26 protein-coding genes are annotated in these 22,693 nt (G+C 70.8%); 19 read left to right on the top strand and 7 right to left on the bottom strand.

The window, feature by feature from the left end; all coding sequences use genetic code 11:
- The first annotated feature begins 2 nt into the window (after positions 1-2).
- Entirely contained in the window at positions 3-869 is an 867-nt protein-coding gene (gene cysW / locus V5F53_RS18140; protein ID WP_393995997.1) for a sulfate ABC transporter permease subunit CysW, read from the top strand.
- Positions 870-876: 7 nt separating this feature from the next.
- On the opposite strand, the gene V5F53_RS18135 is transcribed toward cysW, so the two are convergent.
- From V5F53_RS18135 to pedA1, 5 genes are all read right to left on the bottom strand, one after another.
- Complete coding sequence (locus V5F53_RS18135; RefSeq protein WP_393995998.1) at positions 877-1,533, bottom strand: hypothetical protein; 657 nt, start codon at positions 1,531-1,533, stop codon at positions 877-879.
- A gap of 74 nt (positions 1,534-1,607) precedes the next feature.
- Positions 1,608-2,477, bottom strand: coding sequence for a lanthanide ABC transporter permease protein PedC (pedC, locus tag V5F53_RS18130; RefSeq protein ID WP_393995999.1), 870 nt, complete (start codon positions 2,475-2,477; stop codon positions 1,608-1,610).
- On the bottom strand, positions 2,474-3,226 hold the full coding sequence (gene pedB, locus V5F53_RS18125; protein ID WP_393996000.1) for a lanthanide ABC transporter ATP-binding protein PedB/LutE: 753 nt from the start codon (positions 3,224-3,226) through the stop codon (positions 2,474-2,476). The genes pedC and pedB overlap by 4 nt, the downstream gene beginning before the upstream one ends.
- Before the next feature lie 19 nt (positions 3,227-3,245).
- Complete coding sequence (locus V5F53_RS18120; protein ID WP_393996001.1) at positions 3,246-4,244, bottom strand: YVTN family beta-propeller repeat protein; 999 nt, start codon at positions 4,242-4,244, stop codon at positions 3,246-3,248.
- A gap of 129 nt (positions 4,245-4,373) precedes the next feature.
- Positions 4,374-5,591, bottom strand: coding sequence for a lanthanide ABC transporter ABC transporter substrate-binding protein PedA1 (pedA1, locus tag V5F53_RS18115; protein ID WP_393996262.1), 1,218 nt, complete (start codon positions 5,589-5,591; stop codon positions 4,374-4,376).
- Positions 5,592-5,924: 333 nt separating this feature from the next.
- On the opposite strand from pedA1, the gene V5F53_RS18110 reads away from it, so the two are divergent.
- Genes V5F53_RS18110 through V5F53_RS18100 form a run of 3 tightly spaced genes read left to right on the top strand, consistent with a single transcriptional unit; the run spans position 5,925 to position 7,922 of the window.
- Positions 5,925-6,374: a DUF3280 domain-containing protein gene (locus tag V5F53_RS18110; RefSeq protein ID WP_393996002.1), complete on the top strand. Its 450-nt coding sequence runs from the start codon at positions 5,925-5,927 to the stop codon at positions 6,372-6,374.
- A gap of 52 nt (positions 6,375-6,426) precedes the next feature.
- A complete protein-coding gene (locus V5F53_RS18105) occupies positions 6,427-6,957 on the top strand; it encodes an SRPBCC family protein (RefSeq protein ID WP_393996003.1) in 531 nt (176 codons plus the stop codon).
- Complete coding sequence (locus V5F53_RS18100) at positions 6,954-7,922, top strand: YVTN family beta-propeller repeat protein (RefSeq protein ID WP_393996004.1); 969 nt, start codon at positions 6,954-6,956, stop codon at positions 7,920-7,922. The genes V5F53_RS18105 and V5F53_RS18100 overlap by 4 nt, the downstream gene beginning before the upstream one ends.
- A gap of 330 nt (positions 7,923-8,252) precedes the next feature.
- On the opposite strand, the gene fae is transcribed toward V5F53_RS18100, so the two are convergent.
- A complete protein-coding gene (fae, locus tag V5F53_RS18095) occupies positions 8,253-8,759 on the bottom strand; it encodes a formaldehyde-activating enzyme (protein WP_393996005.1) in 507 nt (168 codons plus the stop codon).
- Between the two features lie 269 nt (positions 8,760-9,028).
- Complete coding sequence (locus tag V5F53_RS18090) at positions 9,029-9,250, bottom strand: DUF1674 domain-containing protein (RefSeq protein ID WP_393996006.1); 222 nt, start codon at positions 9,248-9,250, stop codon at positions 9,029-9,031.
- Positions 9,251-9,385: 135 nt separating this feature from the next.
- Here V5F53_RS18090 and secB point away from each other — a divergent pair, with 135 nt between their 5' ends.
- The 15 genes from secB (at position 9,386) to V5F53_RS18015 (ending at position 22,623) form a co-directional block, all read left to right on the top strand.
- Positions 9,386-9,868, top strand: coding sequence for a protein-export chaperone SecB (gene secB / locus V5F53_RS18085; RefSeq protein ID WP_393996007.1), 483 nt, complete (start codon positions 9,386-9,388; stop codon positions 9,866-9,868).
- 134 nt (positions 9,869-10,002) lie between these two features.
- Positions 10,003-11,646: a HAMP domain-containing sensor histidine kinase gene (locus V5F53_RS18080; RefSeq protein ID WP_393996008.1), complete on the top strand. Its 1,644-nt coding sequence runs from the start codon at positions 10,003-10,005 to the stop codon at positions 11,644-11,646.
- Positions 11,643-12,344: a response regulator transcription factor gene (locus V5F53_RS18075; protein ID WP_393996009.1), complete on the top strand. Its 702-nt coding sequence runs from the start codon at positions 11,643-11,645 to the stop codon at positions 12,342-12,344. Before V5F53_RS18080 ends, V5F53_RS18075 begins: the two co-directional genes overlap by 4 nt.
- A 189-nt stretch (positions 12,345-12,533) precedes the next feature.
- Positions 12,534-12,611: a pyrroloquinoline quinone precursor peptide PqqA gene (pqqA, locus tag V5F53_RS18070; protein ID WP_393996263.1), complete on the top strand. Its 78-nt coding sequence runs from the start codon at positions 12,534-12,536 to the stop codon at positions 12,609-12,611.
- 254 nt (positions 12,612-12,865) lie between these two features.
- On the top strand, positions 12,866-13,777 hold the full coding sequence (pqqB, locus tag V5F53_RS18065) for a pyrroloquinoline quinone biosynthesis protein PqqB (protein WP_393996010.1): 912 nt from the start codon (positions 12,866-12,868) through the stop codon (positions 13,775-13,777).
- A gap of 2 nt (positions 13,778-13,779) precedes the next feature.
- Entirely contained in the window at positions 13,780-14,565 is a 786-nt protein-coding gene (gene pqqC, locus V5F53_RS18060) for a pyrroloquinoline-quinone synthase PqqC (RefSeq protein ID WP_393996264.1), read from the top strand.
- Positions 14,562-14,837 (top strand): pyrroloquinoline quinone biosynthesis peptide chaperone PqqD, encoded by a 276-nt coding sequence (pqqD, locus tag V5F53_RS18055; protein ID WP_393996011.1) that lies wholly within the window; start codon positions 14,562-14,564, stop codon positions 14,835-14,837. Before pqqC ends, pqqD begins: the two co-directional genes overlap by 4 nt.
- The gene (pqqE, locus tag V5F53_RS18050) at positions 14,834-16,018 is read left to right on the top strand and encodes a pyrroloquinoline quinone biosynthesis protein PqqE (RefSeq protein ID WP_393996012.1); all 1,185 of its coding nucleotides are present in this window, start codon (positions 14,834-14,836) and stop codon (positions 16,016-16,018) included. The genes pqqD and pqqE overlap by 4 nt, the downstream gene beginning before the upstream one ends.
- Positions 16,015-16,776, top strand: a complete 762-nt coding sequence (locus V5F53_RS18045) for a hypothetical protein (protein ID WP_393996013.1) — start codon at positions 16,015-16,017, stop codon at positions 16,774-16,776. Before pqqE ends, V5F53_RS18045 begins: the two co-directional genes overlap by 4 nt.
- Positions 16,757-17,110, top strand: a complete 354-nt coding sequence (locus V5F53_RS18040) for a hypothetical protein (protein ID WP_393996014.1) — start codon at positions 16,757-16,759, stop codon at positions 17,108-17,110. Before V5F53_RS18045 ends, V5F53_RS18040 begins: the two co-directional genes overlap by 20 nt.
- 344 nt (positions 17,111-17,454) lie before the next feature.
- Positions 17,455-18,765: a formylmethanofuran dehydrogenase gene (locus tag V5F53_RS18035; protein ID WP_393996015.1), complete on the top strand. Its 1,311-nt coding sequence runs from the start codon at positions 17,455-17,457 to the stop codon at positions 18,763-18,765.
- Positions 18,762-20,417, top strand: a complete 1,656-nt coding sequence (locus V5F53_RS18030) for a formylmethanofuran dehydrogenase subunit A (protein WP_393996016.1) — start codon at positions 18,762-18,764, stop codon at positions 20,415-20,417. Before V5F53_RS18035 ends, V5F53_RS18030 begins: the two co-directional genes overlap by 4 nt.
- The gene (fhcD, locus tag V5F53_RS18025; protein ID WP_393996017.1) at positions 20,414-21,331 is read left to right on the top strand and encodes a formylmethanofuran--tetrahydromethanopterin N-formyltransferase; all 918 of its coding nucleotides are present in this window, start codon (positions 20,414-20,416) and stop codon (positions 21,329-21,331) included. The genes V5F53_RS18030 and fhcD overlap by 4 nt, the downstream gene beginning before the upstream one ends.
- Entirely contained in the window at positions 21,328-22,134 is an 807-nt protein-coding gene (locus tag V5F53_RS18020) for a formylmethanofuran dehydrogenase subunit C (RefSeq protein WP_393996018.1), read from the top strand. The genes fhcD and V5F53_RS18020 overlap by 4 nt, the downstream gene beginning before the upstream one ends.
- A 57-nt stretch (positions 22,135-22,191) precedes the next feature.
- Positions 22,192-22,623, top strand: coding sequence for a c-type cytochrome (locus V5F53_RS18015; RefSeq protein WP_393996019.1), 432 nt, complete (start codon positions 22,192-22,194; stop codon positions 22,621-22,623).
- Positions 22,624-22,693 lie beyond the last annotated feature (70 nt).

Raw genomic sequence — 22,693 nt, 5'->3', positions numbered from 1 at the left:
GCATGGCCAAGGCGACCAGCCGCTATCGCGTGCGGGTGGGCGACACGCCCCTCTACCGCTATGGCATCACCGCCCTGGTGCTGGCCACCACCGCTCTGGTGCTGATCGCGCCGCTGTCGGTGATCTTCGTGGAAGCGCTGCGGCGCGGCCTGCCCGCCTATCTGGAGGCGCTGGTCCGGCCCGACACGCTGCACGCCATGGGCCTCACCGTATTCGTGGCGCTGGTGTGCGTGCCGGTGAACATCGCCTTCGGCATCGCCGCGGCCTGGACCGTCACCAAGTTCACCTTCCCCGGCCGCAGCCTGCTGCTCGCCCTGGTGGAGCTGCCGTTTTCCATCTCGCCCATCATCGCCGGCGTCGCCTATCTGTTCGTCTATGGCGCCCAGGGCCTGCTGGGGCCGTGGCTGGCGGAGCACGACATCAAGATCATGTTCGCGGTGCCGGCCATCATCCTGGCCAGTCTGTTCGTCACCGCCCCGTTCGTGGTGCGCGAGCTGGTGCCGCTGATGATGGCCCAGGGCCGCGACGAGGAAGAGGCGGCAGTGAGCCTCGGCGCCTCCGGCTTCCAGACCCTGCGCCTCGTCACCCTGCCCAACGTGAAGCTGGCGCTGCTCTATGGCGCCGCCCTGTGCAACGCGCGGGTGATGGGCGAATTCGGTGCGGTGTCGGTGGTGTCCGGCAACATCCGCGGCCAGACCTCCACCCTGCCACTGCAGATCGAGCTGCTCTACCAGGACAGCCAGGTGCTGGCGGCGTTCGCGGCGGCCACGGTGCTGGCCGGGGTGGCGCTGTTCACGCTGGTGGCGAAATTCCTCATCGAGCGCGCCGAGGCCCGGCGCGCGGCCGGCGGCCTCGGCGCCGGGGGCTGAGGCCCGGTCACAGGCGGGCGGCGACGCGCCGGCCGATCTCGAACAGGCGCTGCTCCATCAGCACCGGGGTCTCGCACACGGCGGTCAGGGCGCGAGCGCGCTCCTCGAAGATGCGGGTGTCCCAGTTCAGCTTTTCATCCAAGGCCCTGCTCTCCGGCGTGTCCGGCGCCTCGGGGGAATCCTTGGCCTTGCTCAGGGCGTCCCCCTCCTCGCGCAGGCGCGCGGCAAGGCGCGCCTGGCCTCGGGCATAGCGGGTGATGCCATCCATCACCTTGCTTCGCTCGGCCCCGGTGATCTCGTAGACCCCTGCGAACACCCGCACCAGGCGTGTCTTCGCATCGGCGCCGGCCTCCCGGGCGAAGGTGTCCAGCAGGCCATCCACCTCGTCCAGCAGCGTGCGCCGGGAGGCAAGGCGCACCGCAAGGGCGGCGGCATCCTGGTCGTCGGTCCAGCGCCCGGCCGAGGCGAGGTCCGGGCCGCTCCAGACCGCCGCGAGGCTGATGTCGGGGGTGCGGCGCTGCACGCAGGGCCAATCGGGATCGGCCTTGGCCTCGACCCTGGGCTGGGCGAGGGCCGGGCCGGCCGCCAGCAGCGCCAGCACCGCAAACCCGGAGCGGCGGCGCGCGGAGGAAACCCAGGACACGGACAGATACGCGCTCTTCATGGCTGGCGAGCCTCCCGGCATGGCGCCTGAACTGCGGGACATCACACGAGCTTCCCGATCACGGTGCGGCCCGCTCACGCGGCTTCCCCCTTCGGCCCGCCGCGCAGGCCCATGACCCCGCGGCCGGGGTCGTAGGCGATCACCGCGAGGGCGAAGAACACCGCCGTGGTGGCCACCACCACCGCGCAGGAGAGCGGATCGAACGCGCCATAGAGCGCGAACCGCACCAGCTCCACCGCATGGGTGAACGGATTGAGAAGGCAGACCACATAGAGCGCCTCGCTGGCGTCGCGCACCCGCCACAGGGGGTAGAGGGCCGACGAGGCGAAGAACATGGGAAAGATGACGAAATTCATCACGCTGGCGAAATTCTCCAGCTGCCGCACCAGCGAAGAGATGACGAGGCCGATCGCCCCCAGCATGAAGCCGGTGAGCACCAGCGCCGGCAGAGCCAGCACATAGCCCAGAGGTGGAATCTCCACGCCCCAGGCAAACGCGATGGCCAGGAACACATAGACCTGGACCAGCGACACCGCCCCCCCGGCGATGAGCTTGGAGAACAACAGCCACCAGCGCGGGAACGGGCTGGTGAGCAGCACCCGCATGGACCCCACCTCGCGGTCGTAGACCATGGACAGGGACGATTGCATGCCGTTGAAAAGCTGGATCATCACCGCCAGGCCCGGGGTGACGTAGACCTCGTAGAGAATGTAGGTCTCGTAGGGCGGGATGATGGAGACCCCGAGCGCGCTGCGGAAGCCGGCGGCGAAGATGAACAGCCACACCAGCGGCCGCACCAGCGCCGACAGGAAGCGTTCCTTCTGCTGCACGAAGCGCAGCAGCTCGCGCCAGACGATGCCGCCGAGGCAGATGGCAAAGCCGGCGGCGCCCAGCGGCCGGGCTTCCGCCCCCCGCGCCCGGGCGTCCGGTTCCCCCGCGCTCATGCCGCCGCCCCCGCGTCGTGCTCGGTGAGGGCGCGGAACGCCGCCTCCAGCGAAGGGGCGCCCGCCGCGAGCGCCGCCGCCTCGCCGCTGGCGATGAGCCGGCCGCGATGGACCACGTAGACCAGATCGTCATCCTCGATCTCGTCGAAGATGTGGGTGGCCCACAGCACCGAAAGCCCGGCCTCGCGCACCAGGGCGCGCACCAGCGCCACCATGGAGCGGCGCGCCGCCAGATCGAGGCCGACGCTCGCCTCGTCCAGCAACAGCAGGCGCGGGCGATGCAGCAGGGCGCGGGCGATCTCCACCCGCCGCGACTGCCCGCCGGACAGGGTGCGCACCTTGTCCCCCGCCCGCTCGGTCAGGCCCACGAGGGCCAGCAGGTCGGCGATGCGCGCGTGCAGCGCCGCCCCGGCCAGGCCATGCAGCGCGGCATGGTAGACGAGGTTCTGGCGCACCGTGAGATCGAGGTCGAGGGTGCGGCTCTGGAACACCACGCCCAGCTCCGACAACGCCGCCGATGGCGCGCGGGAGACATCGTGGCCGAAGATGCGCACGGCGCCGGCGCGGCAGGCATAGAGGCGCGTCACCAGCGAGAACAGCGTGGTCTTGCCGGCGCCGTTGGGGCCGAGCAGGGCCACGAAGCGGCCCGCCGGCACCCGCAGCGACACCCGGTCCAGCACCGCGCGACGACCGAAGGCGTGGCTCACCTGCGCCACCTCCAGGGCTGGAGCCTGGTTCAACGGGTCCATGAGAGGGCCTCCCCCGGCGCTATTGCGGCGCCGCCACCACGCCCCAGGGGGCGCCGCCCACCTTGATGGACTTCACCACCTTGCGGCTCGGCACGTCGATGACCGACACGTCGTTGGAATTGCCGTTGGTGGTGAACAGCTGCTTCTCGTCCGGCGTGAAGGCGAGCTGCCACACCCTCTGGCCCACCAGCAGGTAGTCCTTGACCTCATAGGTCTCGGCGTCCACCACCGCGACCCGGTTGGCCGGGCCCAGCGCCACGAAAGCGGTCTTGCCGTCCCGCGTCACCCGCACGCCCACCGGCTGGATGGTCTCCTTGGACACGCCAGGGATCTTGAACTCGATCTTCTTGAGGATCTGGCGCGTCTGCGGGTCGATCACCGACACCGTGCCGCCCACCTCGGCCGAGACGAACAGCCTGGTGCCGTCGGCGGTGAACTCGGCAAAGCGCGGGCGCGCGTCCACCAGCACGTTGGCGACGATCTTGTGCGTCTGGGTATCGATGAAATGGGCCATGTTGGTGGTTTCGGAGGTGGCCACCAGGATCTTGCCGTCGGGGCTCACCGCCATGCCCTCCGGCTCGGTGCCCACCGGCACCTGGGCGATGATCTTGTTTTTCTCCACGTCCAGCACGGTGACCTGGTTGTCGTCCTCGTTGGCGATGTAGAGCGGGTTGCCCGAAGGGTGCAGCGCGAACAGCTCCGGATCCTGCCCCGACTTCAGCTTGCGCAGCACCTTCAGCGTGGTGGGATCGATCACCTGCACCGCGTGATCGTCGCTGGCGCACAGGTAGATGAGCTTGCCGTCGGGGCTCATGAGGATGCCGCGCGGGCGACGCCCGACCTTCGCGGTCTGCGTCACCGCCAGGGTCTCGGTGTCGATGGCGGAGATGGAATTGCCGCGCTCGTTGGAGACATAGACCATGCCGGCCTCCGCCGCCCCGGCCGCAAGGAGGGCGCCGGCGCCCAGGAACGCGGCGGCGAGCGCGCGCAAGCATGGCTGCGGACGAATGGCGGTCATCAGGTCTCCTCCGATGGCAACGCGTCTTGCGCGCGTTCTTCTGAAACCGGGCCGTTGGCGCGACCCGCGACGGGACCCCCCGTCAGGCAAACCGGAACGCGGGCGCCGCCACCGACGACGCCCGCGCCCCTATTTCAGGCGGCACTTGCTTTCCGGCTGGTCGAAGCCCAGCGTGTCGAGGGGGGTGCGCTGGTGCAGGAAGCCGTCATCCGGCGCCACCGCGACGATGCCGAGCGGCTGCGCGATCAGCAGCGGCTGGCGCACCTGCTGGTCCCACGGCCGCACGCTGAGCGGCACGCCCTTGAAGGCGGCGAGGGAAAAGTCCGGCCTGCGCAGGAAATCGGCGAGGACGGCGGGATCGGCGCTGCCGGTGCGCGTCGCCGCCTCTCCCACCATCCGCGCCGCCAGCCAGGCCTGATAATCGGCGGGCCGCATGGTGCGGCCGGCGCCGCGCAGGAACCGGCTCTGCAGTTGCGCCGAGCCCCACGCATCCTGCGCCGCGTGCCAGGTGGAGGCGGTCAGGCCCTGGGTGCCCACCACCAGGCGCGGCTCGGCGGTGCGGAAGGGAATGTAGTTGCCGAAGTCATCGGCCTCGTCCGCCACCACCAGCACGTCCGCATCGACACCGCGCGTGAGCAGCAGGGCATCGGAACGGGTGATGCTGTCGGACCGCTCGCGCGCCAGGGGCCCGAAGGTCCAGGGCTTTTCCGCCACCACCTTGAGCCCGAACTTGCGGGCGGCACGCTTCACCGCCTCGGCATAGGCCGCGTCGGCGGGCTGCGGCCCCACCACCAGCAGCAGCCGGGTCCAGCGCTTGGCGGCCAGGAACTGCGCCAAGGCGTCCGCCAGCATGGCGCGGCTCGGGGCCACGTGGAACACATTGGCCCGGCAGTCGGCGGCGCGCAGTCCGTCGTCCTGGGCCGCCACGTTGAAGACGATGCCGCCCGCCGGCTTCACCGCGTCGGCCACGGCGAGCAGCTCATCCGCGGGCAGGTTGACGACGAGCAGGCGGTTGCCGGCCGCCACCAGCGCCGTGGCCGCCGCCGCCGCGTCCTCGCCCTCGGCCAGGCTGCTGGCCGCAAGGGTGAAGCGCTGGCCGGTGAAGGCGCCGGTGGAATTGTTGTCCTTGATGGCCAGTTCCGCCCCGGCCACCGCATCGTCCTGCGGCACCGCCGAAAGGTCATAGAGGGGCGGCGGCGGCACCTCGCGGGTGAGCAGGCCGATGGCGACGTCGAGCACTTTCGGCGCGCCGCTCTCCGGCTGCGAGGCGGGTGCCTGCGCCGCCGATCCCTGGACCGGCTGGGCTTGCACCGGCTGAGCTTGGACCGGCTGCGCATGCGCCGGCATCGCCACGCCCAGGCTCAGCGACACACCGGCAGCGGCCAGAAGGCACGCGGGCAACAGGCGTGCGGGCAACAGGCGTGCGGGCAACAGGCGTGCAGGCCGGCTCGACATCGCTCCCTTACCTCAAGCGCCGTTTCGGGAGCGGAGATCTAGGCACCATCGCGCACCGCGCGCAACCGGATATATCTAAGAAAAGAATAAGATGTTCCCGTCTTGCCGGATGCGGTGGGACTATGACACGCTGCCCGCATTCAGGTGCAGATGATGAAAAGATCAGCGTTTCTTACCGCAGCGGCACTGTTTCTCTGCTGTCCCGCGGCCGCCTCGGCGGCGCCGGTGAAGACGGCCGTGTTCGGCTTCGAGTTCTTCGACGACACGCTGGACACGCGCCCGGAGGTGAAGGCCGAGCAGGCCGAGCGCCTGAAGCGCGTCAATGCCGAACTCATCGCGCTCCTGGAACAGTCCGGCGAGATGACCCTGGTGGACCTCGAGCCCGAGGCCGCGCGCATCGCCGAGTTCTCCCCCTTCTTCAAGTGCAACGGCTGCGAGCGCGAGATCGCCCGCGATGTCGGCGCCCGGCTGGAGGTGGTGGGGGTGATCCGCAAGATCTCCAACCTCATCCTGTCCATCGTGCTGGACGTGCGCGAGACCGGGGACGACGGCCGCGTCGTGCGGGCCGGCCAGGTGGACATCCGCGGCAACACCGACGAATCGTGGCTGCGCGGCGTGCGCTACCTGGTGAAGAACCGCATTCTGGCCCCCGGCCAGCCGCCGCTCGCCCCCTGAGCGGGCGCCCCCAAGACACCGCAATCATAATCGTTAGGGAAGGGAACGCTTGATGAAACACGTTTTGACCGCCGCGCTGGCGGCCGCGGTGATGCTGTCGCCGCTGGTCGCGCAGGCCCATGGCCCCACCCGCAAGAAGGTGAGCGAAACCGTGGAGATCGCCGCGCCGGCGGACAAGGTCTGGGCCGCCATCGGCAATTTCCAGGACATGAGCTGGCATCCGGTGGTCGGCGCCACCGCCGGCCAGGGCGGCAACGCCGTCGATGCCACGCGCAAGCTCACCTTGAAGGGTGGCGGCACCATCGACGAGGTGCTCTACAAGTTCGAGCCGGAAAAGCGCAGCTATTCCTACCGCATCTCCGAAGTGGACGTGAAGGTCCTGCCGGTCACCAATTATTCCTCCACGCTCACGGTGGAGCCCATCGACGCCACCCACACCAAGGTCGAGTGGAAGGGCGCCTTCTACCGCGGCTATCCCAACAACGACCCGCCGCCGGAGCTGAGCGACGAAGCCGCGGTGGCGGCCGTCACCGGCGTCTACCGCGCAGGCCTCGACGCCCTGAAGGCCCAGTTGGAGAAGTGAGCGCCCGCGCGCCGGCCGCCGCCCTGCTCGCCGCCGTCCTGCTCGCCGGCGGCCCGGCGCGGGCCGACGAGGCCTTCGTCACCGAACAGCCGGCCAATCGCGTGGCGGTGGTGGACCTGTCCGCCGCCGCCCGCGGCGCGGGCGCCGTTTCGGCGCAGATCGAGGTGCCCGGCGCGCCGGCCGGCATCGCCGTCACCAGCGATGGCACCCGCGCCTATGTGACCAGCCCCGACGACAAGACCGTCAGCGTCATCGACACCGCCGGCCGGCGGGTGCTGGCGCGCTGGCCGGTGGGCGGCGGGCCGCTGGGCATCGCCGTGCCCCCGGCGGGAGCTCCGGTGTTCGTGGCCGACTGGTATGCCCATCGCCTGCTGGTGATCGACCCCAAGACGCCGGAAACGCCCCGGCTGGCGGAAACCGGCGCGTCGCCCTCGGGGGTGGCGGTGACGCCCGATGGCGCCTTCGTGCTCACCGCCGACCGCGACGACGACACGGTGTCCATCATCGACGCCGCGAGCCTGAAGCGGGTGGCGGTGATCGGGGTGGGCAAGCGTCCGTTCGGCCTCACCATCGATGCCGAGGGCCGGCGCGCCTACACCGCCAATGTGGGCTCCAACGATGTCAGCGTCATCGACCTCGGCACCCGCGCGCGCATCGGCACGGTGAAGGTGGGGGAGCGGCCCTACGCGGTCGCCCTGGCGCGCGGGCGCGGCTTCGTCACCAACCAGTATGGCGGCACGGTGAGCGTGTTCGATGTGGACAGCCTGGAGCCGCGCGCGCGCATCGAGGTGGGCGAGTATCCCGAAGGCATCGATGCCAGCGGCGACGGCAGCCGCGTCTATGTGGCCAACTGGTTCGACAATGCGCTCTCGGTGATCGACACCGACACCTTGAAGGTGGTGGCCAGCGTGCCCCTGGGCGAAGGCCCGCGCGCCTTCGGCCGCTTCATCCGCCAGGCGCCCTAGCCGACATCCCGCCCCCTTTACAGCCCCGCTGCGGACCGCGGCGCAAGCCCTCGCCGCGCGTTGCCTGCCCGGCCCTTGGCCGCGCGCAAAGCGCCGGGACGAAACTGCAGGGCTACGAAAACAGGACGATCCGAAAAGAGCCGGGACAAGGCTCCCCGGACGGCCCTTTCGGGCGCAAAAATGCCGCCGGCGCTGTGGCCGGCGGCATCTCGACATCCATGGGATCGGCGCTTCGGGACGCGATCAGCGCCCCAGGAAGATCGTGGCCAACCGCTGGAGCAGCCCCTTCGGCATGGGCGCGGGGAGGCTCTGCCCAGGGTGGTTCCGCTCCTACGCCTGGAAGGGATGCTTGACGGCGTCGCGCTGCTCGGTGGCTTCCTTGGCGGTGGGGGTACCGGCGACGGCGCGGGCGATGGCGAGCTTGGTCGCCTCGTAATTGTAGGACTGGATCTTGGCGTCGTCGGCGGCTTCCCAGTGGATGAACACGCCGACCGCGATGTAGAGGTCGTCGGCTTCCTCCAGCGGGATGACGCCTTCGGCCACCGAATCCTGCACCGCCTTGGCCACGCCGTGCTGGGCCGGGCCGAACATCTGCACCGCCTGGCGCGCGTCCTTGATGGTCACCTTGTTGAACATCACCGTGTTGGGCTTGCACGCCAGGTTGGGCGCGATCACCGCGAGCAGCGAGGTGAAGCCGTCCTTGTTGTTGGTCAGGCTGTTGCAGAACGCGGCCTCGGCGGCGCTGCCGCGCGGCCCGATGAGGAGGTCGATATGCGCCACCTCGTTGCCGTCGCCCACCAGAGCCTCGCCCACCAGAACCTTGTCGATCTTGGCCATTGGTTTCGTCCTCCCAGAAATTTCGCCGGATGGCGCGGGTGACCGGAACGTTTCCGGCCCAATCCCGACGACACCCGACCGGGGACGACCGCTCCCGGACCTGGCGGATAGCGGTCGCCTGCCGCTTACCCTTGCTTCAGCGCCCGGCTTTCCGCCGAGCCGGTTCACCGGATAGCGGGCGGAGCCTACTCGACCCGCATGAAGCCAGCAAGACGCCGCGCCGGGGCGTGCACGCCAGTTTTTTTTTGCGCCGGGCGCGTCGCCGCCGCTCAAAAGTCGCTGGCGATGCCGCCCACCTCCCAATCGCCGTAGCGCACCGGCTCGGGTCCGGCGCGGCCGTTGATCTCCTTCGGGCGGGCCTGCTGCGCGGCATCGGCGGCGGCGCGGCGGGCCTCGGCCTCGGCCAGGGCGCGGCGGGCGGCGGCGCTCAGCGGCTTGCCGGGCGCCTCGGCCGCGATGTCCGCGCGCTCCTGTCGGGTCTCTTCCGTCATCGGCAACTCCTCCATGGGCCGGCGCCGCCGCTACCCGCGACGCCCGCAATCTTGCACGGCGGCGGCAAAGCATGGTAGCGGACCGCGCGCCCTCGGGCTCACTTTACTCAAAGACTTTCAACTTAGGAGATGCGCATGGCGACGCAGAATGGCGGCCCCACCCCGAATCCGGCGCCGTCGCTGAACGTGCTCGCGCAGTACACCAAGGATTTCTCGTTCGAGAATCCCAACGCGCCGCGCTCGCTCGCCGCCCCTCCCAGCCAGCCCGACGTGAACATCCAGATCCAGGTCAATGCCAAGCCCGGCGGCAATGGCGACTTCGAGGTGGAGCTCAAGATCGAGGGCGGCGCCAAGGTCAGCGGCGAGACCCTGTTCGCGTTCGAGCTCACCTATGCCGGCATCTTCCGGGTCCAGGGCATTCCCGAGCAGAGCCTGCAGCCGGTGGTTCTCATCGAATGCCCGCGCATCCTGTTCCCGTTCGCCCGCCAGATCATCGCCGATGCGGTGCGCAACGGCGGCTTCCCGCCCCTGATGATCGACCCGGTGGACTTCGCCGCGCTCTACCAGCAGCGCATGCAGGCGGAAGCCCAGAAGCTCGCCACCTCCGGCCAGGCCTGAGCGGCGGCCCGCGCGGCGCCCGGCCGGCTTGACGCCGGCGGGCGCGGCTCCCACGCTGCCGGCCCCGCCCGCCCCGGCGACGTCGCCCGATGTCGCCGCGCAGCGCTGGCGCAGCGGAGCCGCGCAGACATCCCATGGGGTCCATCCGTTTCAAGCTCGGCGCCCTCACCGCCGCCGTCGCCGTGTTCGCGGTGCTGGCGGCGGCGGGCGTGGTGCTGGCAGTGGGCGCCACCGATCATGCCCTGGAAGCCGCCATCGCCGCGCAGAAGCGGCTGGACCTGCTCACCGAGGCCTCGGCCCGCCTGTCCGAATTCGGCATCGCGGCGGTGGCCGACGCCGACCACCCCACCGCCGATCGCCAGCCCATGGCCGATGCCCGCGACCGTGTCGTCGCGGTACTGGACATGGTGGCCTCCCCCGCCCAGGAGGGCGAGCCGGCCAGTCCCGGACGGGCCCGCCTCATGGCCCACCTGAAGGCCGACTTCGCGCTGCTGGACCGGCAGATCGGCCGGGCCATCGCCGATCCCGACACGATCCGGCGCGGCGACGCGGTGCGCGGCGCCCTCAATGCCTTCGCGGCCGGCGCCGGCCCCATTCTCTCGGTGCTGGTGGAAAGCGACCGCCGCGCCGTGACCCAGGCCCGCGCCGAGGCCAGCGCGCTGTCCGCCCGGCTGCGGTCCGGGGCGATCGCCGCCGCCGCCCTGCTGCTGGTGGCGGCGCTGGTGCTGCACCGGGCGCTGGCCCGGCCCCTGCTGGAGCGGTTGCGGCGGATCGACAAGGCCGCCGCCGCCATCGGCTCCGGCGTGCTCGACACCCGCCTGCCCATCGGCCCGCGTGACGAGCTGGGCCTGCTGATGGCCAAGTTCAACCGCATGGCCGAGCGGCTGGCCCGCCGCGCCCGCCGGGTGGCGGCGGACCGCGCCGGGCTGGAAGACACCATCGCCGCGCGCACCGCCGACCTTACCGCCGCCAACACGCGCCTCGCCGCCATCGATGCGTCCCGCCGGCGCTTCTTCGCCGATGTGAGCCATGAACTGCGCACCCCGCTTACGGTCATCATCGGCGAATGCGACGTGACCCAGCGCGCGCCGGCCATCCCGGAGGCGCTCACCCGCACCGTGCTCGCCACCATCCGCAAGCGGGCGAGCGGCCTGCACCGGCGGGTCGAGGACCTGCTGCGCATCGCCCGCTCGGAAAGCGGGGAGATCGAGCTGGTGTTCCAGGACGTGGCGCTGCGGCCGCTGCTGGCCGAGGCGGTGGCGAGCTTCGCCACCGTGGCCCAGCGCCAGGGGGTGGCGTTGACGCTGGAGGCGGCCGAGCCGGGGCCGCTGGTGCATGCCGACCGGGAGTGGCTGCGGCAGGTGGTGGAGGGCCTGATCGACAACGCTTTGCGCCACGGCGCGCCGCTCCGCCGCGTCACGGTCCGGCAGGAGGGCGCGGCGCGAAATGCGGCGCAAGACACGGCTCAGGGCGTGGCGGAGGGAATCTGCATTGCCGTGGAGGACGATGGACGCGGCATTCCGCCCGGGGACCGGGCCGGCCTGTTCCGGCGCTTCGCGCGCGGCGCCGGCAGCGCCCCCTCGGGCTTCGGGCTCGGCCTGGCGCTGGCGGAATGGGTGGTGACGCAGCACGGCGGACGGATCACACTGGACAGCAATACCGACGGCGCGGGCCTTCGCGTCGCGATCACGCTGCCTTCGGCCGACGCGGCGCAGGAGGGCGGGCGGCCCGACGCCGGAACCGGACGCGGAGGCGCGGAGCAAGGAGCAATGCCATGAACATCCTGGTGGTGGAGGACGACATCGATATCGGCGCCATGCTGAGCCGGGGGCTGGCCGCCGAGGGCTTCGACGTGCAGGTGGCGACCAGCGCCGATGCCGCCCTGGAAACCGCGCGCGCCTACAATCCCTGTGCCGTGGTGCTCGACATCATGCTGCCGGACGGCTCCGGCATCGACGTGTGCCGCGCCCTGCGCACCGCCGGCCATTCCGGGCCGATCCTGTTCCTCAGCGCCAAGGACGAGGTGGCCGACCGCGCCGAGGGCCTGGGCGCCGGCGCCGACGACTACATCGTCAAGCCGTTCGAGTTCGGCGAGCTGGTGGCGCGCCTGCGGGCCCATCTCATGCACCGGCTCGGCGGCGCGGGGGACAAGCGCCTCACCGCCGGGCGGCTGGTGCTGGACCTCGCCACCCGGCAGGTGCTGTTCGGCGAAATCCATGTGCGGTTGACCGAGCGCGAGACCGAGCTTCTGGCGCTGCTGATGGCCACCCCCAACCGGCCGGTCGCGCGCGGCGACATCTTCGATCGCCTCTGGGCCAGCCAGGGCGGCGCTTCGCTGAATGTGGTGGATGTCTATGTGGGCTATCTACGCGGCAAGCTGACGCCGGTGAGCCGGGCCGGCGGGCCGCAGGTGGCGACCGTGCGCGGCCGAGGCTTCATGCTGGATCTCTCCGGCGCCGGCCCCACGCCGGCTTGATTTGTGCGCTGCCGCAAAATGTATTTCGCAGTGCCCGCGAAAATTTACCCGACGGAGCTTCCAAATTTTCCTCTTGCGCGATCCATATCGCGTGACAATATTTGAAGCCACTGTAGTGAAACATCATTACAGCTTGGTTCTTATGATTTTCTTATGAAAATCTGAACCGCAATACGAGGAGGAAGCAACATGCGTTGGCACAAGCCCCAGGTCTGCGAAGTGTGCGTCGGCATGGAAGTGACCGCCTATCTGCCGGCCGACTTCTGATGTCAAAGGCCGGCGCGGCATGCGCGCCGGCCTTTGAATGGTGTCGCGGCTGGCGCGCCAGCCGCCACGGCGTCTGAAGCAAGGCGGCGTGTGAACGCGAACGGCGGCCTTGCGGGTCGAAGCCGTTCCAGGCCGGGCCCCCGCGGCGCCTGACAAAACCCCATCGGCGCCGGCGCTGGCCGGAGCCGCCGGTCTGATCGGCGTGCGCATCCAAGGGCGGACGCGCAGGCGCAGCCAGGGCATCACCCTTCATCATGCAAGCCATCGTTCTCGGCTCCGCGGCCGGAGGCGGCGTTCCGCAGTGGAATTGCCGGTGCCCGGTCTGCAGCCTCGCCTGGGCCGGCGATCCCCGGGTCACGCCCCGCACCCAATCGTCGCTGGCGGTGTCCAGCGACGGCGTCAACTGGCTGTTGCTGAACGCTTCGCCGGATCTGCGGGCGCAGATCGCCGCCACCCGGGCCCTGCATCCCCGGCTCGGGGAGCGGCATTCGCCGATCTCCGCCGTGGTCGTGACCAATGGCGACGTGGACCACATCGCCGGCCTGCTGACGCTCCGGGAATCGCAGCCCTTCACCCTGTTCGGCACCGCCGAGACGCTGGCCATGGTGAACGCCAATCCGGTGTTCGGCGTGGTGAACCCGGCGCTGGTGCCCCGCCGCACGGTGGCCTTGGGCGAGGCGTTCGCGCCGCTGCCGGGCCTGACGCTGGAGATGTTCGCGGTGCCCGGCAAGGTGCCGCTGTGGCAGGAGGACCCGCGCCAGGGCGAGTATCTCGGGATCGGCGCCGAGACCGGCGGCACGGTGGGCGTCACCCTCTCCGGCAACGGCCGGCGCATCGTCTATATTCCCGGCTGCGCCGCCATCACCGAGACGGTCCGCGCCCGCATCGCCGGAGCCGACCTGCTGCTGTTCGACGGCACCCTCTACCGGGACGACGAGATGGTCGCCGCCGGAACCGGCGTGAAGACCGGCGCCCGCATGGGCCACCTGTCCATGTCCGGCGCCGACGGCACCGTGGCGCTGCTGGCCGACGTGCCTGCCGCGCGCCGGGTGTTCATCCACATCAACAACACCAATCCTGCGCTCATCGAGGATTCGAGCGAGCGCCGGACGGTGGAGGCCGCGGGGTGGATCGTCGCCCGCGACGGCATGGAGTTTGCGCTGTGACCGTGCACCTCGACATCAATCGCGAGCCGCTCCCGGCGCCCACCGACACCCCGTTCACGCCCGAGGGCCTGGAAGCGGCGCTGCGTGAGATCGGCGCCCGGCGCTACCACAACCTGCACCCCTTCCATAAGCTGCTGCATTCCGGCCAGCTCAATCGCGAGCAGGTGCGGGCCTGGGCGCTGAACCGCTACTGCTACCAGTCCGCCATTCCCCGCAAGGATGCGGCGCTGATGGCCCGGTGCGACGACCGCGAGTTGCGCCGCGAATGGCTGCACCGCATCACCGACCACGACGGATACGGCGAAGATTCCGGCGGCATCGAGCGCTGGCTGGTGCTCACCGACGGGCTCGGGCTGGACCGCGCCTATGTGGTCTCCAAGGCCGGCGCCCTGCCGGCCACCAGGTTCGCGGTGGAAGCCTATGTGCGCTTCGTGGCCGAGAACACGTTGCTGGAGGCGGTCGCCTCCTCCCTCACCGAGCTGTTCGCGCCGGGCATCCATGCCGAGCGCATCTCCGGCATGCTGGCCAATTACGACTTCATCAACGAGACCGTGGTCGCCTATTTCCGCCGCCGCCTCGACCAGGCCCCCAAGGACGCCGATTTCGCGCTGGACTATGTGAAGCGGCATGCGCGCACGGTGGACCAGCAGCGCGGCGTCATCCGCGCCCTCACGTTCAAGACCGAGGTGCTGTGGGCCCAGCTCGACGCGCTCTATTTCGCTTATGTGGAGCCGGGCTGGCCGGCGCCGGGGGCCTGGGTTCCGGGTGCGGGGCTGGCGGCCACATGATCGCCGCCGAAGCCGACGTGCCGCGCCTGCCGCGCGGGGTGAAGCTGAAGTATGACGCGGTGCGCGAACGCCATGTGCTGCTCGCCCCGGAGCGGGCGTTCGACATCGACGCCATCGCCGCCGCCGTGCTGGCGCTGGTGGATGGCCAGCGCACCTGCGGCGAGATCGTGGACATGCTCGCCGCTCAATATGACGAGCAGCGCGATGTCATCGCCGGCGACGTGCTGGCCATGATCGGCGATCTCGTCGCCCGCCGGGTGATCGAACGATGACGACCGTGAGCCCGGGCACCTCCGCCGGCCCCGCCGCGCCGCATCCCGGCCGCTCAGCGCCGCCGGGCGTCGGCCACCCCATCGGGCTGCTGGCGGAGCTGACCCACCGCTGCCCGCTGCGCTGTCCCTATTGCTCCAACCCGCTGGAGCTGGAGCGGCGCGACCGCGAGCTCGACACCGCCACCTGGATGCGGGTGCTGAGCGAGGCGGCAGCCCTCGGCGTGCTGCATGTGCATCTGTCCGGCGGCGAGCCCACCGCCCGCGCCGACCTGGTGGAGCTGACCGCCCATTGCGCGAAGGAAGGCCTCTACACCAATCTCATCACCTCCGGCATCGGCCGCGCGGAGCGGATGATCGACGCCCTGTACGCCGCCGGCCTCGATCATGTGCAACTGTCGGTCCAGGGCGCCAGCGCCGCCACCGCCGACCGCATCGGCGGCTATGCCGGGGGCCACGCCGCCAAGCTCGACTTCGCCCGCCGGGTGGTGGACCTGGGCCTGCCGCTGACCCTCAACGCCGTGATCCATCGCGGCAACATCCATGAGGTGGAGGACATCATCGCCCTTGCGGTGGCGCTCAAGGCCAAGCGGCTGGAGGTGGCGCACACCCAGTATTACGGCTGGGCCTACGCCAACCGCGCCGCCCTGATGCCGGCCCGCCCCGATGTCGACCATTCCATCGCCCTGGTGGCGGCGGCGCGCGAGCGGCTGGAAGGGGTGCTGGTCATCGACATGGTGATCCCGGACTATTACGCCCGCTATCCCAAGCCCTGCACCGGCGGCTGGGGGCGGCGCACCCTGAACGTGACCCCCACCGGCCGGGTGCTGCCCTGCCACGCGGCGGAGAGCATTCCCGGCCTCGAGTTCTGGAACGTCACCGACCACGCGCTGGGCGACATCTGGCGGCACAATCCGGCCTTCAATGCCTATCGCGGCACCGGCTGGATGCCCGAGCCGTGCCAGAGCTGCGAGCGGCGCGACATGGACTTCGGCGGGTGCCGCTGCCAGGCCATGGCGCTGCTGGGCGATGCCGCGGCCACCGATCCCGCCTGCTCGAAATCCCCCTTCCATGCCCGCATGGAGGCGCTGGCCACAACGGAAGCGACCGGCGCCGCCCCCGACTACATCTATCGCACCATCGGCGGCGCCCCGGCCCCGCGCGAGGCGGAGGCGCACCTGTGACCGTACTCGTTTCCCGCCGCCGCACCCTGTCGCTGCTGCTCGCCTCCACCATCGCCGGGCCGGCGCTTTTCGGCTTGGCCGGCGCCGGCCCGGCCCAAGCCGAGGCGCCGCCGGCAGCGCCGGCCGACCCGCAGGCCCCTGCGGCGGCGCCGGCCGCCCCCTCCGCCGCCACCCTGCTGTTCGAGACCCCGCAGCTCGACGCTGCAGCGGTCGGCCGCACCCTCACCTATCGCTACAGCCGCAAGGTGTCGGACCCCGAGCTTGGGCCCTCGTTCGACGACACACTGACCCTGGAGGTGGAGCCGCCCAGCCCCGGCGCGCCAGCCGGAGCGCGCACCGTGAAGGTGAATTTCTTCAGCGCCGAGCGCCATCGGGCGGCCGGGCCGTTCGAGGACGTCACTGGCAATCCGGCGCTGATCCTGTTCCTTGAAAACCACCTGAGCGACCTGTCGGCCAAGCTGCTGGGCAATCCCCGCTACTTCAAGAGCGCCATCCGCGCCGCCCTGCGCGACCGGGCCGAGGTGACGCCGGCCCATTTCATGATCGCCGGCCGCACCTACAAGGGCTGGCGGATCAAGGTGACGCCGTTCGCCGGCGACGCCAATGCCAAGCGCATGCGCGGCCTCGACACCCTGACCTACGGGTTCGAGGTGGCCCCCGAGCTGCCCGGCGCCATCGTGCGCATGACCATCACGGCCGACGTCAAGGACGGCCGCTTATGGGAGGAGTCCCTGACCTATGATCCGCAAGGCACTTGAGGGCGCCGCCCTGGCGCTCGCCCTGGCGCTCGCCCCGCCGGCCCTGGCGCAGGACGTGAGCGATTATCCCACCAGCGCGCGGGTGGACTACGTGATCGGCTGCATGGGCGCCAACGGCCAGACCCGGGACGCCATGACCCGCTGCTCCTGCTCGGTGGACACCCTGGCCTCCATCTTTCCCTACGACCGCTACGTGGAGGCGGAAACCATCCTCTCCATGCGCCAGGGGGTGGGACGGGCCGCCTCCGTGTTCAAGAACGTGAAGATGTACGACGACATCGTCGCCGACCTGAAGCGGGCCCAGGCGGAAGCCGAAGTGCGCTGCTTCAAGTGAGAGAAAAGCCGTGCGGCGGCGCACAACATCTGCTCGCAGGTGCCGCACAGGTGGTGGGTTTCAAGCCGCCATCGCCTGTGTTAGCTTCCGACTCAAAGAACAGACGCAAGGCGCACGGGACAGTTCCCCAAGTGGAATGACACCCCGAAGCGCACTGCAACGACAAGCGGGCAACCGCCGCGGCGTCTTGATCGGGTCCTTACCTCCCATCCAAGGCAGTGCCATGGCCGCAAAGTGCCCCTACGCTCGTAAAGCATCTTCATGCCCTGCGCCTCCAAGCAGGACCGGTGCCGCCCTTCCGGTGCGCCGCCCGGGTCCCGACGCGCTGCTCCCACGGTGACATCATGACAAGTGACGACGTGGCCCGCGACGGTGCGGAACGCATCGTGACGGACGTGGTCTGCGCATTCTGCGGACTCGGCTGTGACGATCTTCAAGTCGCCGTCCATGGGCGAACCCTTCGCCCGGTGAACGCCTGCGGCGAAGCCGGCCGGCTGCTGGCACGGGCCGACCGCCCGCCGCCCGCGCCCCGCATCGGCGGCCAGAACGCCGGCCTGGACGAGGCGGCGGCGGCCGCCGCCGACCTGCTCCGCGCCAGCCGGGCCGCGGCCTTCACGGGGCTCGGCGCCGATCTCGAAGGCCTGCGCGGCCTGTTCGATCTCGCCATGACCGCCGGCGCCAGCTTCGACCATGCCGCCTCCGACGGCCTGTTCGCCAATCTGGAGCGGCTGGCCCGGCGCGGCTGGATCGCCTCCACTTTGGCGGAACTGCGCAACCGCTGCGACCTCATGGTGGTGCTCGGCGCCGATCCCGAGCTCAGCTTCCACCGCTTCTTCGAGCGCACGCTTCCGGCCGGCGGGGCGGATGGAGACGCGGCACCGCGCTTCGTCACCGGTCCGCGCCGGGTGGTGGTCATCGGCGACGCCCTGTCGGAGGGCGCCCGCCGGGCGCTCGCCGGCCATGAGGTGATCCAGATCCCGGTCGCCGCGACCGACGTCGCCGTGGCCGCCCAGGCCCTCGTCGCCCGCCTGTCCGGCCGCGCCGTAAGCGGCATCCCCGCGCTTGAGGGCGCGACGGGCGACGCCCTGGCGGGGCTCGCCGAGGCCCTGAAGGCGGCCCGCTACGCGGTGTTCGTGTGGAACGCCGCCAGCCTCGGCCCGCGCGATGGCGCCAGCGTCGCCGAGGCCGCCGCCTCCGCCGTGGACGTGCTGAGCGTGACCACCCGCGCCGCGGTGTTTCCCCTCGGCGGGCGCGACAACATCACCGGTGCCCACCAGGTGGCGCTGTGGCGCTTCGGCTACCCGCTGCGCACGGCGGTGGGCGGCGGCGCCGCGCGGCACGTGCCGGAGCTCTACGCCACGGCCGCAGCCCTCGGCGACGCCGACCTGGTGCTGCACACCAGCAGCTTCCGCCCCGACCCGCCGCCGGCGTTCACGCGCGGGCCGGTGATCGCCCTCGCCCATCCCGACACCGTCTTCCCCCGCGAGCCGGACGTGTTCATTCCCGTCGGCACGCCGGGCGTGGACCACGACGGCCATGTGTTCCGCATGGATGCGGTGGTGTGCCTGCCGCTGACGGCGCTGCGGCCGGCGGAGCTGCCGAGCCTCGCCCAGGCCACCCGCGCCATTCTCGAAAGCCTCAGGAGGGTGGCATGACCACGCGCATCACCGGCGGGCGGGTGTTCGACCCCGCCAACGGCATCGTGGACGTCATCCGCGACATCGTCATCGACGACGGCCGCATCGTTGCCGCCGAAGGCCCGGCCAAGGCCGGCGAGGAGGTCATCGACGCCTCCGGCTGCGTGGTGCTGGCTGGCGGCATCGACCTGCACACCCACATCGCCGGCGGCAAGGTGAACCTCGGCCGCCTGCTCATGAACGACGACCGCGCCCGGTTTCCCGAGCCGTTCGGCGGCGCCTTCTGCGGCTGCGGCGGCGGACGCGCGGCGCCCACCACCCACGCCACCGGCTGTCGCTATTCGGAAATGGGCTACACCGCCGCCTTCGAGCCGGCGGTGGTGGGTGCCAACGCCCGCCACGCCCACCTGGAAATGGCCGACATCCCGAACCTCGACACCGGCGGCTTCCTGGTGCTGGGCAATGACGACTTCCTGCTCAACCTGATCGCCAATGGCGAGGGCCAGCAGGCGGTGAACGACTACGTGGCCTGGATGCTCAAGGCCACCCAGTGCTGTGCCATCAAGATCGTCAATCCCGGCGGCATCAACGCCTTCAAGTTCAACGGCCGGGCGCTGGACCTGGACGAGGCCGGCCCGCACTACGACCTGAGCCCGCGGCGCATCCTCAACACCCTGCAACGGGCGGTGACGGAACTGGGCGTGCCCCATCCCATCCACCTGCACGGCTGCAATCTCGGCGTCCCGGGCAATGTGAAGACCACCCTCGCCACCATCGGCGCCACCGAGGGCTGGCCGCTGCACCTCACCCACATCCAGTTCCATTCCTACGGCACGGAAGGGGACCGGCGGTTCTCCTCCGGCGCCGCCGAAATCGCCGAGGCGGTGAACGCCAACCCGCACATTTCCATCGATGTGGGGCAGATCATGTTCGGCCAGACGGTGACCGCCTCGGCCGACCTCATGTCGCAATACCGCAACCACAACATCGCCGACCCCAAGAAGTGGATCGGCATGGATATCGAGCTGGACGCGGCCTGCGGCGTGGTGCCGTTCAACTATCGCGACACCTCCTTCGTCAACGCCCTGCAATGGGCCATCGGCCTGGAACTGTTCCTGCTGGTGGATGACCCGTGGCGGGTCTACCTCACCACCGACCATCCCAATGGCGGCCCGTTCACCTCCTATCCGCACCTCATCCGCCTGCTGATGGACAAGCCGTTCCGCGATTCCCACCTGGAGCGCATCCACAAGGCGGCACGGGCGCACACGCGGCTCGCCGAAATCTCCCGCGAATACACGCTGGAGGAAATCTCGGTGGTGACCCGCGCCGCTCCCGCCCGCACCCTCGGCCTCAAGGACCGCGGCCATCTCGGCGCCGGCGCCCGGGCCGACGTGGTGCTCTATGTGGAGCAGGCCGACCGCGAGGCCATGTTCGCCGCGCCCCGCCTGGTGCTGAAGGACGGCGACGTGGTGGTGCGCGACGGCAAGGTGGTGGCGCTCAAGGCCGGCCGCACCTTCGCCGTCCATCCCCCATCCGACCCGCTCATGGACAAGCGCCTCGAGCGCTGGTTCGACGAGGCGGTGGGCCTGAAATCCAAGCACTACCAGATCGCCGACACGGAAATCCGCGACGGCCAGGGCCCCGAGCTGGTGGAGACCACGCCATGATCCTCAACGGCGTCGAGATCCGCGACAGCTTCGCGGAAGCCTTTCCCATGGCGGGCACCCGCCTCATCATCACCGCCGACACGCCGCGCTGGGCGGTGACGGCCGCCACCAGCATGACAGGCTTCGCCACCTCGGTCATCGGCTGCGGCTGCGAGGCCGCCATCGAACGCGAGCTGCCGGCGAGCGAAACCCCGGACGGGCGCCCCGGCGTGGCCGTGCTGATCTTCGCCATGTCCTTGAAGGACCTGAAGAAGGTGGTGCCACTGCGGGTCGGGCAATGCGTGCTCACCGCGCCAACTTCGGCCTGCTATGCCGGGCTGGAGGGCGGCCCGGCCATCGCCATCGGCCGCGCGCTGCGCTATTTCGGCGACGGTCACCAGCTGTCCAAGAAGATCGGCGACCGGCGCATCTGGCGGGTGCCGGTGATGGAAGGCGAATTCGTCTGCGACGAGATCACCGGATCGGTGACATCGGCGGTGGGCGGCGGCAACTTCCTCATTCTCGCCCGCACCCGCGCCGCCGCCCTGGCGGCCTCGGAGGCGGCGGTGGACGCCATGGGCCGGGTCGAGGGGGCGGTGCTGCCGTTTCCCGGCGGGGTGGTGCGCTCCGGCTCCAAGGTGGGCTCCAAGTATGCGGCCCTGATCGCCTCCAGCAACGACGCCTATTGCCCGACCCTGCGCGGGGTGGTGCCCTCCGCCCTGCCGCCGGAAGTGGGCAGCGTCATGGAGATCGTCATCGACGGGCTCGGCGAGCGGGAGGTGGCCGCGAGCATGAAGGCCGGCATCACCGCCGTGTGCGAGCTGGGCGCCGAGGCCGGCGTCGTCGCCGTGGACGCCGGCAATTACGGCGGCAATCTCGGGCCCTTCCATTTCAAGCTCCGCGCCCTGATGGCGCCGGCCGGGGGTGAGGCATGAGCGGCTATCGTCTGAAGCTGCGGGCGGCGCTGCCCGCGCGACTCGATTTCTCCGGCATCACCCCTGCCGCCCTGGCCGGCCTCGGCGCCGAGGCGGTGGCGCGCAAGGATGTGTTCCTGGGCAACCAGCGCGTCGCCCTCGGCGAGGTGTTCGAGGTGGCGGAAGCCGCCTCCGCGGCGCTGGTGGTCAGCGGCGATCCGCGCCTCGATTTCGTCGGCGCCGACCTTGCCGCCGGCGAGATCCTGGTGGAAGGCCCAGTGGGCGCCTTCGCCGGGGCCCGCATGGCCGGGGGCCGGCTGGTGGTGCGGGGCGAGGCCGGCGACGGCCTTGCCGCCGGCCTTGCAGGCGGGCGGATCGAGGTGTCCGGCACCGCCGGCGCGCGCATCGGCAGCGCCCTGCCGGGCGAACGCCTGGGCATGCGCGGCGGCCTCGTCAGCATCACCGGCAGCGTCGGCCCCGGCCTCGGCGAGCGGCTGCGCGGCGGGCTGATCCTGGTGGGCGGAGCGGCGGGGGCGGATGCCGCCACCGACCTCATCGCCGGCACCGTCGCCATTGCCGGCCCGCTCGGGCCGGACGCGGGACGCGGCATGCGGCGGGGCACGCTGCTGTTGGCCCAGCCCCCCCAGGCGCTGGAGCCGGGCTTTGTCGATACCGGCAGCCACGACCTGGTCGCCCTGCTGCTGCTGGCGCGGCGGGTGCCGGAATTGGCGGCCCTGTTCGGCGGCGGCCTCAGCGGCCGGGCCCAGCGGCTCGCCGGGAACCGCCTGGTGGGGGGCGAGGGGGAAATTCTGCTGCTGCAGTGAGGCTGCGGCAGACGCAACGCGAGCCGGCCTCGAAGCCGGCCCAAGGGAGGATGCGGTATGAAAGTTCTGACCACCAGCGCCCTCGCCCTGCTGCTGGCCATGGGTGTCGCCCATGCCGAGGGCGAGCCGGCCAAGACTGAGGCGGGCGCCATTACCGGCAATGCCGAGAAGGGCGCGAACGTGTTCAAGAAGTGCATGGCCTGCCATGCCATCGGGCCGGACGCGAAGACCAAGGTGGGGCCGCCGCTCAACGGCATCGTCGGCGCCAAGTGGGCCCACTTCGAGGGTTATCCCTACTCCCAGGACATCAAGGACGGGGCCGCCGCCGGCAAGGTGTGGGACCTCGCCACCCTGGACAACTACATCACCAACCCCAAGGTGCTGGCGCCCAAGGGCAAGATGGCCTTCGCCGGCGTGAAGAACGACGAGGAGCGCGCCGACCTGATCGCCTTCCTGGCCCAGTTCGACGCCTCCGGCGCAAAGAAATAGCCTTCACTGCGGCGATGCCCCGGCCCGGACGCCGGGCTCGCCCTGCCGCCCGGCGGATCGGGCAGGCTCA

This window comes from Xanthobacter cornucopiae, assembly GCF_043195065.2.
Classification (GTDB): domain Bacteria; phylum Pseudomonadota; class Alphaproteobacteria; order Rhizobiales; family Xanthobacteraceae; genus Xanthobacter.
This window is presented reverse-complemented; position numbering and strand designations above follow the sequence as displayed.

What these genes read in the sequence shown, in the direction of transcription:
- cysW (WP_393995997.1), top strand. Translation starts at nt 3, where the DNA reads ATGGCCAAGGCGACCAGCCGCTATCGCGTGCGGGTGGGCGACACGCCC.
- V5F53_RS18135 (WP_393995998.1), bottom strand. Translation starts at nt 1,533, where the DNA reads ATGAAGAGCGCGTATCTGTCCGTGTCCTGGGTTTCCTCCGCGCGCCGC.
- pedC (WP_393995999.1), bottom strand. Translation starts at nt 2,477, where the DNA reads ATGAGCGCGGGGGAACCGGACGCCCGGGCGCGGGGGGCGGAAGCCCGG.
- pedB (WP_393996000.1), bottom strand. Translation starts at nt 3,226, where the DNA reads ATGGACCCGTTGAACCAGGCTCCAGCCCTGGAGGTGGCGCAGGTGAGC.
- V5F53_RS18120 (WP_393996001.1), bottom strand. Translation starts at nt 4,244, where the DNA reads ATGACCGCCATTCGTCCGCAGCCATGCTTGCGCGCGCTCGCCGCCGCG.
- pedA1 (WP_393996262.1), bottom strand. Translation starts at nt 5,591, where the DNA reads ATGCCGGCGCATGCGCAGCCGGTCCAAGCTCAGCCGGTGCAAGCCCAG.
- V5F53_RS18105 (WP_393996003.1), top strand. Translation starts at nt 6,427, where the DNA reads ATGAAACACGTTTTGACCGCCGCGCTGGCGGCCGCGGTGATGCTGTCG.
- fae (WP_393996005.1), bottom strand. Translation starts at nt 8,759, where the DNA reads ATGGCCAAGATCGACAAGGTTCTGGTGGGCGAGGCTCTGGTGGGCGAC.
- V5F53_RS18090 (WP_393996006.1), bottom strand. Translation starts at nt 9,250, where the DNA reads ATGACGGAAGAGACCCGACAGGAGCGCGCGGACATCGCGGCCGAGGCG.
- secB (WP_393996007.1), top strand. Translation starts at nt 9,386, where the DNA reads ATGGCGACGCAGAATGGCGGCCCCACCCCGAATCCGGCGCCGTCGCTG.
- V5F53_RS18080 (WP_393996008.1), top strand. Translation starts at nt 10,003, where the DNA reads ATGGGGTCCATCCGTTTCAAGCTCGGCGCCCTCACCGCCGCCGTCGCC.
- V5F53_RS18075 (WP_393996009.1), top strand. Translation starts at nt 11,643, where the DNA reads ATGAACATCCTGGTGGTGGAGGACGACATCGATATCGGCGCCATGCTG.
- pqqA (WP_393996263.1), top strand. Translation starts at nt 12,534, where the DNA reads ATGCGTTGGCACAAGCCCCAGGTCTGCGAAGTGTGCGTCGGCATGGAA.
- pqqB (WP_393996010.1), top strand. Translation starts at nt 12,866, where the DNA reads ATGCAAGCCATCGTTCTCGGCTCCGCGGCCGGAGGCGGCGTTCCGCAG.
- pqqD (WP_393996011.1), top strand. Translation starts at nt 14,562, where the DNA reads ATGATCGCCGCCGAAGCCGACGTGCCGCGCCTGCCGCGCGGGGTGAAG.
- pqqE (WP_393996012.1), top strand. Translation starts at nt 14,834, where the DNA reads ATGACGACCGTGAGCCCGGGCACCTCCGCCGGCCCCGCCGCGCCGCAT.
- V5F53_RS18040 (WP_393996014.1), top strand. Translation starts at nt 16,757, where the DNA reads ATGATCCGCAAGGCACTTGAGGGCGCCGCCCTGGCGCTCGCCCTGGCG.
- V5F53_RS18035 (WP_393996015.1), top strand. Translation starts at nt 17,455, where the DNA reads ATGACAAGTGACGACGTGGCCCGCGACGGTGCGGAACGCATCGTGACG.
- V5F53_RS18030 (WP_393996016.1), top strand. Translation starts at nt 18,762, where the DNA reads ATGACCACGCGCATCACCGGCGGGCGGGTGTTCGACCCCGCCAACGGC.
- fhcD (WP_393996017.1), top strand. Translation starts at nt 20,414, where the DNA reads ATGATCCTCAACGGCGTCGAGATCCGCGACAGCTTCGCGGAAGCCTTT.
- V5F53_RS18020 (WP_393996018.1), top strand. Translation starts at nt 21,328, where the DNA reads ATGAGCGGCTATCGTCTGAAGCTGCGGGCGGCGCTGCCCGCGCGACTC.
- V5F53_RS18015 (WP_393996019.1), top strand. Translation starts at nt 22,192, where the DNA reads ATGAAAGTTCTGACCACCAGCGCCCTCGCCCTGCTGCTGGCCATGGGT.